The sequence below is a fragment of the Halorussus salinisoli genome (assembly GCA_005239435.1).
Lineage (GTDB): Archaea > Halobacteriota > Halobacteria > Halobacteriales > Haladaptataceae > Halorussus > Halorussus salinisoli.
Genome location: SZNP01000011.1, coordinates 55,183 through 68,393, shown reverse-complemented (window position 1 = coordinate 68,393; position 13,211 = coordinate 55,183). Strand labels below are relative to the sequence as shown.

The window sequence follows — 13,211 nt, the reverse complement described above, 5'->3', positions numbered from 1 at the left end:
GTAGCCGCATGCGGTACGTCGCGATCCGTAGCCTGCAGACGATTACCCTGCTGTGGCTCATTCTGACGTTCCTGTTTTTCTTCTTCAGGCTGATGCCCGGCAGTCTCATCGATCAACTGGCCTACCAGGGAGCGAGCGAACAAGTGATCGAAGCGACCCGGGAAAAATGGGGACTCAACGACCCGCTCTACGTCCAGTACTGGCGGTACTTGGTCAACTTCGTGATGCTTGACTTCGGCACGTCGCTGCAGTTCCGGGTGCCGGTGCTGAAGTACGTGAGATTGAAGATGTTCAACACCTTCGTGCTCGTTGCACCGGCAATCACCGTCGCCTACGTGATCGGAACCGTCTTCGGAACGATACTGGGGAACCGTCGCGGGTCGAGACTAGAGCGGTACGGAACCATCCCCGCGATCATGTTCGGCACGATGCCCGGATTCTTCATCAGCATCTTGCTCATCGTGGTCTTCGCCAGCTTCCTCAATATCTTCCCGACTTCGGGTATGATCTCGGCCACGACGTCCCAGCAGTTCTCCGACGCCGCGTGGTACCGGTCGTATCTCACTGCGGACTTCCTCCTTCACTACACCCTCCCGTTCGCCGCGATCGTCTTGAAGTTCATCTACCTCCCCACGCTGATAATGCGTACGAGTGTCGTCGAAGTCAGTAATCAGGACTTTATGTTCTATCACAGAGTCACGGGGATTCCGCAATGGAAGTACCTGAAGCACGTCGCGAAGCACTCAGTACTCCCCGTGGTCACGCTGTACCCCACCTCAATGACTCGCGCGATCGGCGGAGTCGTTCTGGTCGAAGTGGTCTTCAACTGGCCCGGTATCGGAAACGCCCTAGTGAAGTCGGTGCTCGCGCGCGACTATCCCGTCATCCAGTTCGTCTTCTTCGCCGCTGCAGCGTTTATCATCATCGCTAATTTCGGCGTGGACCTCATCTACGGCGTTATCGATCCACGGGTAAGTGTCGGCGACGACTAGACCCCTCTACTCGGTGGGCTGATTTTCCCTATATCTGATTTTGGACGAGAGCGAGACTGCACAACACTTATCGTCGTTCCATTAGAGCAAAAACCATGGTCGACGTTTTCACCAGTCGGCGTGAGCAGCTTTTCGAACGACTCCCGAACGATATCGAGACGGTTATCCTACAGCCCAGCAAACCGTTCACCTACTTCACCGGGGTGTCTCAGTCTCCCCTAGAGAAACACGGAAGCGAGCGGGTTTTACTCGCGATTCTCGAACAGAGTGAGAACGTGACGTTCGTGCTTTCCGAGGTCGAAGTCGACCGCATCCGCTCAGAATTCGGCGGTGATTCGGAGCTCCACACGTACGACCAAACGGACGCCGATAACCTGCTTGATCCCGTCCAAGACATCGTCGCTGGTCTCCTCGAAGACCGCGACCAAACCGGTAAAATCGGGATGGACTACCGATACACCCGTCTGTTGGACGCCGCTGCGCTTGGCGATGCGTACGACTGGAACGACACGGTCAATCTCCAGCCTGTGTTTGCCGACCTCCGGACCAACAAAGACGACGCGGAGATCGAAGCGCTCAAACGGTCCGGCGAAATCGTCGACGAGTGTCTCTCGGAGACGCTGACCGCGCTAGAACCTGGAATGACCGAACGAGAGATTGAGTCAGAACTCAAAGCCCGCCTGATTAAAAGCGACGCGGAGATGTGGGGCGTGACGCTGGTGACCAGCGGGGAACGAACGGCCTCAATCATGGCGAATACAAGTTCGCGCTCCATCCGGGACGGCGACGTCGTTCTCGTCGATACGGGTGCCGTCTACAACGGGTATTACACGGACGTGACGCGGATGGCAGCGGTTGGCGACCCCGGTGAACAAATCCGAGAGATGTACGAGGTCGTTCACGAGGCGAGTGCACGAGCGCTCGAGACGGTCGAACCTGGTGTCGAGTGCCGTGAAGTCGACCTAGCCGCCCGGAACGTAATCGAAGACGCGGGCTACGAGTTCGACGACCGCGTCGGACACGGGATTGGACTCGACGGCCACGAACCTCCGTACATCGGCCCCACCAATCCCCAACCGCTCAAACCCGGCCTTGCGTTCACGATCGAGCCTGGTATCTACATCGAGGGAGTCGGAGGCGTACGCATCGAGGACAACGTCGTCGTGACGGAAGACGGATTCATCGAGCTCACGAATATGTCACGAGATCTGATAGTCGTGTAATCTCCTCACGACTGTTTGTGACGCTGCTCACTCGATAACTCGTCACGTGTCGGCCACGAATCGGTAGCCGTTCAGTCCAAATCACATTCCGACCTCGCATTCCCTTCACATGACGAACACAATCTTTATTCCCGAACTAGCCCTCGGTTCAAGCGAGATCAACTGATGGAGCCGACTCACGAGATTATGGCGTTATTGTCCGAGCGTGGCGTGATTGAAGAAGCTGGAGAAAATCAAATTCGGCCTACAGCGACGTTCGTTGACTCCGTCCAGGACCGGTCGAAGACGTCGAGTTCCGGATTCAAATCCGCGATAAACGACGTAGACAAGCTGGCGGCTCTGCAGGACACGTATGATAACACAGACGCCGGATCCGTGTACGCGGCACTAACGGAATTCGTTCCGGAAATATCGGACGACGAGCGGCTCCGCGTCACTCTGCTGTTAGATGGCCTCGTCGGGGAGACGCCGGAGACGGCCGGTGTACCGGATCCGTTCCTTCCCATCCCCGGCGAAGCGTTACCGTCGCTACTGGCGACGTATGAGAGGGCAATCGTCTACGTATGGCGAAATGATTGTGCTCCGTGCGAACTAGTCCGCGAGGACTTGGAGATGCACTGTGCGACCCAACCGGAGGGTGTCATCCTGCTAGCCGTGTACGGACCTGCATCAGCCGAGTTGCTGCAGGAGGAGTATGATGTAGCGGGAGGACCGACAGTTCTCTTCGTGAAGAACGGTCGAGTTGACGCGAGGCTGTTGGGTGCCCACTCTCGGGAGACTCTCGGCTCACTTGTCGAAGACCTGGTCGACGTCCCTGAGTAGACTCGGTTCCGTAGCGCAGAAGAAGTTTTATAATAACCGCCTTCGTTGCGTTCACCTAATGTCTGAAGGTCCGCTAGCTGGATTGAATGTAGTTGAATTGACAGTTCATCGAGCAGGTCCATTTTGCGGGGCACTCCTCGCCGACATGGGCGCCGACGTTGTGAAAATAGAACGACCAGACGTCGGCGATGCGGCCCGGTGGGAAGGGCCAGGCCCCGACGGAAAGGCCGCTTACTTCATGGCCAACAACCGAAACAAAAAGTCCGTCACGCTCGATCTGAAGACCGACGCCGGTACGGAGGCAGCGCACGAGCTGCTTGCAGACGCTGACGTGTTCATCGAAAACTTTGGTCACGGCGTTGCAGACAAACTGGGTGTTGGATACGAAACAGTTCGAAGTCTTAACGAGGACCTGGTCTACGCCAGTGTCAAAGGATACGGGGAAACTGGCCCGTACAAGGAGAAAAAGGGTCTCGATCTGATTTTACAAGCCGAGGGCGGGATTATGAGCGTTACGGGCCCCGAAGGTGGCGACCCCGTCAAGGTCGGGCAGGCTATCGGCGATCTCGGGGCGGGTATGTACGCCGCTCTCGGAATTCTCGCTCGGTTGTACGAACGCGGCAGCGTCGGATCGACAGATGAATTCGTCGGTAAGTTCGATATCAGTCTCTTCGACACTATCGTGGCGTACATGAATGAGTATATTACGTTGTACTCCATGACGGGGAACGTCCCGGAACCGCAGGGCACGTCACACCAAACGTCAGTCCCTTACCAGCTCTTCGACACTTCTGACGGCCGCATCGTTACCGGCGTCCCAAGTGACGAGCGCTGGGACGACTTCGTGGACATGCTCGGTCGCGATGAAATCCGCGAGTACAGGACGAACGAAGCTCGCGTGGAAAACCGCGAGGAGGTGATCGGTGCGATCCAGGACGAGTTCGCGAACGATACGACCGACCACTGGATGGAGCAGCTCACGGAATACGGCTTCCCGAACGGTCCCGTCAACGACATTGAAGACGTTGTCTCCCACGACCAAACCGCTGCTCGAGGGCTCGCTGAAGAGCACACCGACCCCGAGTGGGGCGACTGCCTCATGCCGGGTCACCCCATCCACTTCCCGAACCACGACGTCTCGATAAAATCTCCAGCTCCATCTCTCGGCGAACACACCGATGAAGTCTTCGAGACCGTGGCCGACGATCAGTCAACGCTGGACCGGTGGACCGAAGAGGGCGCCTTCGGGAGTTCGACCTGACCACAAGGCTTCAGTCAAGGTGAGAGCCCGATTAAACTGGGTCTGCTTAGAATCGCAACGTCCGAGCGTCTCACCGACGATCGGTTTGTAAGCCGACACCGCCACTCGATTATCGCTTTTTCGCCCGTGCGTATTGTTTCACCCACCGGAATTTCCATTTCTTCGCTTCAATAACCAGATCTTCCTCACACAATTTTTATATGGGCGAGAGGCGAGCATACGCGTATGGCGGCCTACAGCACGTACGAGAACATCGTTGCAGACGTAGACGATGGAGTCGTAACCCTGACGTTAAACGAGCCCGATAAGTACAACCCGATCAACACGGAAACGCTACTGGATCTCCGCCGAGCGTTCGACGAAATTCAACTTGACCGCGATATCGACGTCGTCGTGATCACCGGCGCGGGCGAGAAATCGTTCTCAAGTGGGGGCGATATCCGGGAGTACGCTGGCCCCAGCGAAGAACATGATCCCGTGGAACGCGAGCGTCAGGATCTATACTTCGATACCTGGCAGAAGCTATACGATCTCCATCCGGTAACGATCGCGAAGATTAACGGCTACTGCGTCGGTGGCGGACTGATTCTCATGAGTTACTGTGATCTCTCCGTCAGCGTAGACGACGCGAAATTCGGGGTGCCGACGACAGACATCGGCCAAATTCCCGGTGACGGTTCGACCTATCGCATAACGCAGTTAGTCGGGGAACAGAAGGTAAAAGAACTGGTGTACACCGCCAACCTCATCGATGCCGAAGAAGCATATCGAATCGGGCTCGTGAATCGGATCACGCCACGGGACGAACTTGATGCTGCCGTCGGGGAGTTAGTCGACGCCATTCAGGACACGGGGCGTCAAGCGGTTAAAAATTCGAAGAAAGCAATCAATTACAGTGTCCGCGCTCCGGATCTCGAAACCGCCCACGAGCACGAATCCCAGCTCTGGTGGGAACAGTTCGCGACCGAGGAACGGGAGGAACTGGTCGACGAGTTCCTCGAGTAGTAACGTGGGATTCCCGTTGGAAACATCGTCGTCCGGAAGACAAACCATCCTGACTCTCATCTCCGTATTCGCCTCTGTGGACGGCCACCTCCTGTAGCGATGGAATCTAAGGCCAGAAATCGTTTCCCCCAACGTCCGGGATCCAGGCGTGAACGCCTTCGAGGATCGAGTAGTCAGACCATCCACGACGTATTGACGTACCCTCGTAGCCGGCACCGAGTTACAATTTATTCTGAATTTGAGCGCCGAGCGCCACACCTCCGGCCCCTGCGATGCCAATGAGACCAGCGACAATGAAGGTCCACTCGTAACTGCCGGCGTACTCGAACCACAATCCTGCTACCGGCGGCGCGAGGAGCGTATTCTTAGGATGGCGGTCAGAGGTTGGAGAAGAGAGACGGCGAAATCGTCGATCTGCGTTCAAGTATCATGGTGTTGAACGGTTTCGAGACAGTTGAGGCGATTACTGTAGAGTTCTCCAAGAGGGGCAGATTCGAATCCGACCGTGGACGAGTAGAAGGAACTCTGCCGTCGGGGAGTCACCAAACCGTGGATCGACGATTCGGTAGAGAATACAAATTGGTCGTGGTTAATGCTCCTCACTAACAATGGTTATCGGAGGCTGTTCATTGGGGCGTACCTCTGTAACAGTTTCCTGTAATAGATATCTGTGACAGACGGCTGTAACAGCAATTGGGGACGCATAATGACGAGAAGTATCGGTGATTGCTCCGGCGGGTTTGGTGTGTGCACCGTGGCCGAGCATGTCGGTGACGGGTCCGTGTTTAGCTGTGATTCGTTCGAGTGTTTAGAATTCGAGTGGTCGTCCGGGACTCACCACAGGCGAGGCCGAGCAGACAGCCAACTGCTTGGTCGATGACTATGTTACTTGATTTTACACAATACCACGGGAACACACCGGTTTTCCTCTGCTTCCCGCTCTATTGTCGAATTAGAGTACAAATCATTGTAGAGACAATCTAGCGTGTCGATGCTCCGGCCATATCAGGAAAACATGCAGTCATTCATCTTCTGTAATTTGTAGGCGAGTTTCTCGGTTAGTGATATCAATTTCCCTTCACCGAAATCCACACCGGGTTTCCTTTGCTATCGGCTGAAACCGTAGGCGGAGTCAGCAAATCACGGACACACACCGGATTTCCTTTGCTATCCGTTGTAACCGTAGGTGCAGTTAGCAGTATCAACAACACACACACCGGTTTTCCTCTGCTTTTCCAGAGAGCGGGTAAACTTAGACCATGATTAGCTAGTCACAATAACCTAAATAGACTATATTACGGATACTGTTAGGAGTTATGTGTGTTAAAACTTTCCATTTGTCTAGTGCTCTCTTCCAGGTGTTCCACTCGAACCGATAGCAAAGGAAATGTGGTGTGTGTGTCTCACTTAAACCCTATTAGCAAAGGAATCATAGGAAACATCGGAACGGGTGGTTTTATCACTGATGAGTATGTTAGTCAACGTCAAGATGGGGTCGCATAGCTTCGAGCGGTCAATCACTCCGTTCGAGAACCGAGAAGCACTCCTCGATGATTACACACCGAATACCCTCGTCGGCCGCGACGACGAACTCGACGAATACCACGAAGCGCTCGAACCCGTTATCTACGGCGAACAGCCGAATAACGTCTTCCTCTACGGGAAAGCTGGCGTCGGCAAAACCGCTGCCACTCGGTATCTCCTCCGTAATCTCAAAGAAGACGCCGAACAGTATCCTGACCTCACCCTCTCCACCGCGTATATCAATTGTGATGGATTCGAAACTAGCTACCGAGTCGGTGTTGCTCTCGTCAATGCTCTCCGCCCACCTGAGGATCATATTCCCGAATCCGGCTATAGTAAAAGCGAGGTCTACGCCAAACTCTGGCAGGACCTCGACGACCGTGGCGGCATCATCCTCATCGTCCTTGACGAAGTTGATCACATCAACCAAGGCGAAGATAGCATCCTCTACCAGCTTTCTCGCGCCCGCGAAAACGAAAACCTGCAAAACGCTCGCGTCGGCGTCATCGGTATTAGTAACGACCTCACGTTCCGAGACCGTCTCTCCCCGAAAGTCCGCTCATCGCTTTGTGAACGCACAATCTCGTTTCCGCACTACGACGCGAACGAACTCCGTGAGGTTCTCAAACAGCGTGCGAACGTCGCATTCAAAGACGACGCCCTTACTGACGACGTGATTCCAAAGTGTGCAGCATTAGGAGCACAGGCTTCAGGCGACGCCCGGCACGCACTCGACCTGCTACTGACAGCAGGCGACATCGCTCGCGGGAACGACGAGGGTGTCGTTCAAGAAGACCACGTTGAGGAGGCACTGGAGCGTGTCGAAAAGAAAGAAATCGAAGAGGGAATCTCGGACCTAAACGACCACGAACGATATATCCTATATGCGCTTGCGACTCTTTCATCTGAAGACGAAACGCCAGTACGGTCGCGAGAAATATATCCCAGATACCAGCACGTCTGTTCGCTCGCTGGCCGCGACGAGCACACTGGTCGTTGGCTTCGTGACCACCTTGACGAACTCGGGATGCTAGGAATCCTTTCCCTAACTGAGAAGAATGAGGGACTAGCTGGCGGGAAGTACCGCGAATATGATCTCCAGCAGGACCTTGGCTTGGTCGTCACAGCCTTAGAGGAAACTCTAGATTCGATTGGGGTGCATGAGTCACTCTCGAGTTACCACGACGGGAAATAGCAGAGGAAACGTGGTGTCTGGAAATCTCCTCTGAAGACGCAGAAGATAATGTAGAATCTATTGAGATGTAAGTTATTCGTGGGGAATCCGCGGTGATTCATTCTACAGAATTTACTGGGCCTTTGTACTGGGAGCGGATTTTGTCCCCTTCCCGCCACTGACCGTAGTAGCAGTTGTCGTTGATCTCTTTGAACGTGATTGTTGCCTTCGACCGGACGCCATCCGGGAGATCGTCCGGTTGTTCTTCGACCTCGTCTTCGCTGTCTTCTTCGACGAGGCGGTCTCCACACTCGCGATATTCGGCGAAATCCTCGGCGTAGCAGGCAACGGGGCGGAGCAGTTCGGGAGAATAATCGTCAAGCGTGTCGACGACGTCGGTCTTAAGGTCCGTTCGGGGCGTCAGTGGCTCGCAGGACAAGGGTCAGTCCCTGTTAACCAACACAGACGCCACATGCGTAGATTCGTTGGTTAAACCGGTACACGATTTTGCTTCCTACCGATTCTTGGGGAATGCTATCGGTTTCTAGTACGTCTCCTACTATCTCGTCAGGTTCGCCTTCGAAAGTGGCGACTCAAGTCCGGCCATCAGTAGCTGTCGTAGACGGTCTTCTCGATAGTGTAGAAGTCGAGACCAGCGTGCCCTGTTCACGCCACGTCTCCGAGGAAGAACGCTTGAACCCGCCGAACAGCACACCTCTGGGGCGACGATAATGACGAGGCAGACGACGAAGTGCTAGACGCAAAAAACGGAAAACGAGGATGAAACAAGGTCGGCGACCCCCAGAGGCCAATCGAGTTCGAGTGAAGAAAACGAGAAGATAGAGGGCGAGCAAGTCGAAGAGACGCCGAGGGCGTCTGCGACGGCCGCAGAGGCGGGGAACGAGTCCTCGCACTTCCCTCCGTCGAACGAGTCGACAGACCAATAGAGGCCCTATATTGTCTGGCGAGTCGTTCAAGACAAATCCATCCAGTTCGAGCGCGCTCTCATCACAGACGTAGAATCCGAACTCGGGCGATCCCTTGCCAAGTTCGACGTACGCGAGGCGGTATATCGCGCGGCACTACGGAACTGCGAAGACGTTCTTGACGAACTACTGAAAATGGGATACTCGGCCGACGACAGTTGATAAATCTCATAACGGTATCCTCATTCTACGCTTCGAGGCAGCAGACTTCGCCGGTCTGGCTTATTATAAAGTGACATATTATCTAGGTAATGTGCGCATAGACGATACAAGTTTGTTATTGTCAGCCCATTCTGCACGCTTACAGTCATTGTTTATATTTTCGTATGATTATTATTTTAGTACAGATAATATGAAAATAGTCAGTTAGTTATGGATATATCTACTACCGGGCAACCTTAATTAAGTGCTATTTGAGCGCGGTGACTCTCCACCCAAGAAAATTGATGACGTTAGGAGGTAACTATAGCTTCGGAGAGAGGTTTATACCCTCCATCACGCCTGAATTAAGCTATCCACATAAAGGTAATATATGCAGGAAAGTTGGAGGGAAAAGACACTCAGTGAACAACGAAGGCAGCAGTGGTGAGGGGATGCTAGCCCATTGCTTGGCGCAGATTTTGACAGATGGTTGTTCCGATGGTTCTATTCGCGATACCCCTAACGGGGCAGGTGTTAAGTTGTTGCACACCAATATTAAACCTTACGAAGAAATTATATATAATTGAATTTATAGCGCTTCGCTATCAAGCCACTAGGAAATTTTGAAATTTCTCAAATAGTTCTACCTAGATGACTGATAACCGGTCTAAAGCCCAGTAGATTATTTTTTGCGTTAGTAATTAACTGAAGTTATATAGATTCTATTGTAGGAAGTCTATTCATTAGTGTCATTTTTGCTTATTCAACGAACTATCTGATCGTCCTCGTTTTGCATTTTGTTTCCTGTGCGAAAGAACCATAACCGATTCTGTCCATACACCGAACATGAAGGTAATTGCAGTCCGTCGGGGAGAGACCCGACCGACCATCATTGACGTTGAACGTCCCGTCCCTAACAGTGGAGAAGCGCTCATCAGAACACTCCGTGTCGGTATCGATGGAACGGATCATGAAGTCATTGAAGGGAATCACGGAGGCTACCCTGAAGATGCAGACTATCAAGTTCTCGGACATGAAGCCGTCGGCGTCGTCGAAGACGCAAACGACACGGACCTCACTGAGGGCCAAGTTGTCGTTCCTACGGTGCGACGGCCGCCGACAGGACAACCGACGACAGCGTACTTTGAGCGGGGAGAACCGGACATGGCCCCGAGTGGCGAATATGTAGAACGAGGTATCGTCGGTGCCCATGGTTACATGGCAGAGTTCTTTACTAGCCCCGAGGAGTTCCTCGTGTCAATCCCAGAAGCTCTCTGGGAACACGGATTCTTGGTTGAGCCAATCTCGAACTCCGAAAAGGCGCTCCAGCACGCCTACGCGACACGGTCTGCCTTTGAGTGGAGTCCGGAAAGCGCATTCGTTCTCGGAAATGGCTCACTGGGATTATTGACACTCGCGATGTGCCGTGAACAGTTCGACCGACTCTATTGCCTCGGACGACGCGACCGACCGGATCCAACTATCGATATCATCGAGTCATTGGGCGCAACTTACGTCGACTCCCGAGAGACACCCGTCGACTCAGTTGCGGAGGTCTATGAGCCGATGGATTTCGTTTACGAGGCCACGGGATATGCAAAACACGCATTTGAGACGATTCATGCGCTCGCCGCGAACGGCGTTGGAGTGTTACTCGGCATCCCTGACGAGTGGGAATTCGACATCAACGGAGGACGCCTCCACAGTGAACTCGTTCTCGAAAACAAAGCGCTTGTCGGGAGCGTGAACTCGAACGTTGCACAGTACCGTGACGCCATCAAGACATTGGCCGAATTTGACGACTGGTTTCTTGACGAGTTACTCACCGGTGTTTTTGCACCGTCAGAGCACGATCAAGCTTTCAAGACAGGTGACCAAGTCATTAAGTCTGTCATAGAATTCGATACGCTGTAGCCGAAATCGGAGTACGTCTGTAGCGTCTACAAGAGGGTAAACAGAGGTGGAGAACCGGCGTTCTCCGGTAACCCAGGTCCGTCTCAAAAGTGGACGATCGAGATTGTCTAGCGCTAGTCTTTATGGGGACTCGCAGTTTGAGCCATCACATGACGTTAAGTATCGGTCTTGCTGGAACGGGCTTCATGGGACAAGTCCACTCCAAACAGTACGCGCAAATGGACGACGTAACAGTCACAGCAGTCTCAGCCCCCAGTGGACCGGACGACCTTATCGAAGAGTACAATTTTACGCAGGCGACTGCCTACACGGACACCACGGCGCTTCTTGCCGAAGCAGATGTAGACTTCCTCGACGTCTGTACGCCGACGGACACACACCTCTCCCTTGTCAGAGCGGCAGTCGAAGCCGACGTGGATGTGTTTCTTGAAAAACCGATTGCAGGGAGTCTTGAAGAGGCACTTGAGATAGATCGACTCACCACTGACGAAGACGTGACCATAATGGTGGGTCATGTCCTCAGATATTTCCCTCAGTATCAGGCGGCTCGCAAACGCGACGTGGGAACACCGGGCGTAGCACGAACACGTCGGCTTTCACCATTCCCTGAATGGGGAAGCGATGACTGGTACGCTGACCGTGATAGATCCGGTGGTGTATTTCTCGATCTCGCGATTCATGACATTGATTACCTCCGGTGGTGCTGGGGAGAAGTCGAGGAAGTGTTTGCACGCCGGCATCGTAAGCCGCGGGCTGAACATGGATTCGTCACCCTCAAGTTCGTCAATGGTGCTGTCGGATACGTTGAAGCGTCGTGGGCTCAACCGATATCGCGCGAGTTAACGATGGAACTAGAGCTCGCAGGCGACAGCGGGCTCGTCGAATTCAATTCCGCACCAATCACTCCATATCGGGAGTGGACTGAGGACGGCACATCCAGTGAGAGCCCGCTTCGACACAATGCGTACTACCGCGAGCTCGAACACTTCGTCCAGTGCCTTCGGACAGGGGCAGAACCGGACGTGACTGCCGAAGACGCTATCGAGGCACTGCGCCTCTCCATTGCCGCACGGCAGTCCGCCCGGAGGAACAAGCCAGTCTCGGTAGAGGAGGTCGCATGACCCAATCTAAATCACCGGTGTCCATCGGCATTTGCTCGACAGCACACGTCCACACCAACGCGTACCTGTCGCTCCTCTCCGAGATGGACGACGTCAACCTCGTCGGCGTTGCCGACGAAAACGAGCCCCGTGGACGAGATACGGCGAACGGCTTCGACATGCCGTACTGCTCGGCTGACGAACTGTTGACATTGGCGGATGGCGTGGTAATCTGCTCGACCAACGCTGACCACCGCTCGTGGATTCGGCAGTGTGCCGACGCCGGGGTAGACGTCCTCTGCGAGAAGCCCCTTGCACCGACCGTCGAAGACGCCGAGAACATCGTTCGGCGCGTGGAGAAGTCAGATATCTCGCTCGGTGTCGCGATGCCGCTTCGGTTCTCCGAACCGGTTGCGCGCGCTCACCGAGCGCTCGACCGGGACGTCATCGGGACCGTCCATTCCATCTCCGGAACGAACCGAGGGAAGATGCCAGGAGGCTGGTTTGTCGATCCGGATGAGTCCGGGGGCGGTGCAGTCATGGACCACTCGGTTCACATCGTCGACCTCGTCCAGTACTTGCTCGACGAAGAGGTCTCGGAAGTGTACTGTTTGTCGGGGACACGCTTCCACGACATCCCAGTCGAGGACGTGAACGTGTTGTCGATGGAACTCGAAGATGGCACCTCGTTCTTGCTCGACGGGTCGTGGAGTCGCCCCGATGAGTGGCACTTCTGGGGCGACGCAACGCTCGAACTCGTCGGTGACGAGGGAGTTATCGACGTGGACTGCTTCGACCAGACACTGACGTACACGACGACCGGAGAGTCGGATGCAAAAATGAACTCGCACTTCTGGGGCAGCAACCCGAACACCGGCCTCATCGAAGACTTCGTCACGGCAGTTCGCCACGACCACTCTCCCATGGTCACACCCGAAGAAGGACTTGCGGCGGTGGCTGTCGTCGAAGCGGCCTACGAGTCTCACGAGTCAGGTGATCCCGTGCAGGTAGAGTACTGACCTATCCCCCCGGGCACTTCGTCGGTAGTGCTGCACTGCCAATCACAGGA

At 54.5% G+C, this 13,211-nt stretch carries 10 protein-coding genes; 9 read left to right on the top strand and 1 reads right to left on the bottom strand.

Features of this window, described 5'->3' with window-relative positions:
• Nucleotides 1-8 precede the first annotated feature (8 nt).
• From E2484_RS23685 to E2484_RS23660, 6 genes are all read left to right on the top strand, one after another.
• Complete coding sequence (locus E2484_RS23685) at nucleotides 9-992, top strand: ABC transporter permease (RefSeq protein WP_170977485.1); 984 nt, start codon at nucleotides 9-11, stop codon at nucleotides 990-992.
• A 95-nt stretch (nucleotides 993-1,087) separates the two neighbouring features.
• Nucleotides 1,088-2,215 (top strand): M24 family metallopeptidase, encoded by a 1,128-nt coding sequence (locus E2484_RS23680; RefSeq protein WP_137287675.1) that lies wholly within the window; start codon nucleotides 1,088-1,090, stop codon nucleotides 2,213-2,215.
• Nucleotides 2,216-2,380: 165 nt separating this feature from the next.
• Nucleotides 2,381-3,037 carry a thioredoxin family protein gene (locus E2484_RS23675; RefSeq protein ID WP_137287674.1) on the top strand — a complete coding sequence of 219 codons (657 nt, stop codon included), beginning with the start codon at nucleotides 2,381-2,383 and terminating at the stop codon, nucleotides 3,035-3,037.
• 58 nt (nucleotides 3,038-3,095) lie between these two features.
• A complete protein-coding gene (locus tag E2484_RS23670; RefSeq protein ID WP_137287673.1) occupies nucleotides 3,096-4,298 on the top strand; it encodes a CaiB/BaiF CoA transferase family protein in 1,203 nt (400 codons plus the stop codon).
• Nucleotides 4,299-4,523: 225 nt separating this feature from the next.
• A complete protein-coding gene (locus E2484_RS23665) occupies nucleotides 4,524-5,303 on the top strand; it encodes an enoyl-CoA hydratase/isomerase family protein (RefSeq protein ID WP_137287672.1) in 780 nt (259 codons plus the stop codon).
• A gap of 1,489 nt (nucleotides 5,304-6,792) precedes the next feature.
• Nucleotides 6,793-8,022, top strand: a complete 1,230-nt coding sequence (locus E2484_RS23660) for a Cdc6/Cdc18 family protein (RefSeq protein WP_137287787.1) — start codon at nucleotides 6,793-6,795, stop codon at nucleotides 8,020-8,022.
• Between the two features lie 97 nt (nucleotides 8,023-8,119).
• Here the strand turns inward: E2484_RS23660 and E2484_RS23655 are convergent, their stop codons facing one another.
• A complete protein-coding gene (locus tag E2484_RS23655; protein WP_137287671.1) occupies nucleotides 8,120-8,440 on the bottom strand; it encodes a hypothetical protein in 321 nt (106 codons plus the stop codon).
• A gap of 1,534 nt (nucleotides 8,441-9,974) precedes the next feature.
• Here E2484_RS23655 and E2484_RS23650 point away from each other — a divergent pair.
• The 3 genes from E2484_RS23650 (at nucleotide 9,975) to E2484_RS23640 (ending at nucleotide 13,161) form a co-directional block, all read left to right on the top strand.
• Complete coding sequence (locus tag E2484_RS23650; protein ID WP_137287670.1) at nucleotides 9,975-11,042, top strand: glucose 1-dehydrogenase; 1,068 nt, start codon at nucleotides 9,975-9,977, stop codon at nucleotides 11,040-11,042.
• A 149-nt stretch (nucleotides 11,043-11,191) separates the two neighbouring features.
• Nucleotides 11,192-12,163 (top strand): Gfo/Idh/MocA family protein, encoded by a 972-nt coding sequence (locus tag E2484_RS23645; protein ID WP_137287669.1) that lies wholly within the window; start codon nucleotides 11,192-11,194, stop codon nucleotides 12,161-12,163.
• Entirely contained in the window at nucleotides 12,160-13,161 is a 1,002-nt protein-coding gene (locus E2484_RS23640) for a Gfo/Idh/MocA family protein (RefSeq protein WP_137287668.1), read from the top strand. The genes E2484_RS23645 and E2484_RS23640 overlap by 4 nt, the downstream gene beginning before the upstream one ends.
• Nucleotides 13,162-13,211 lie beyond the last annotated feature (50 nt).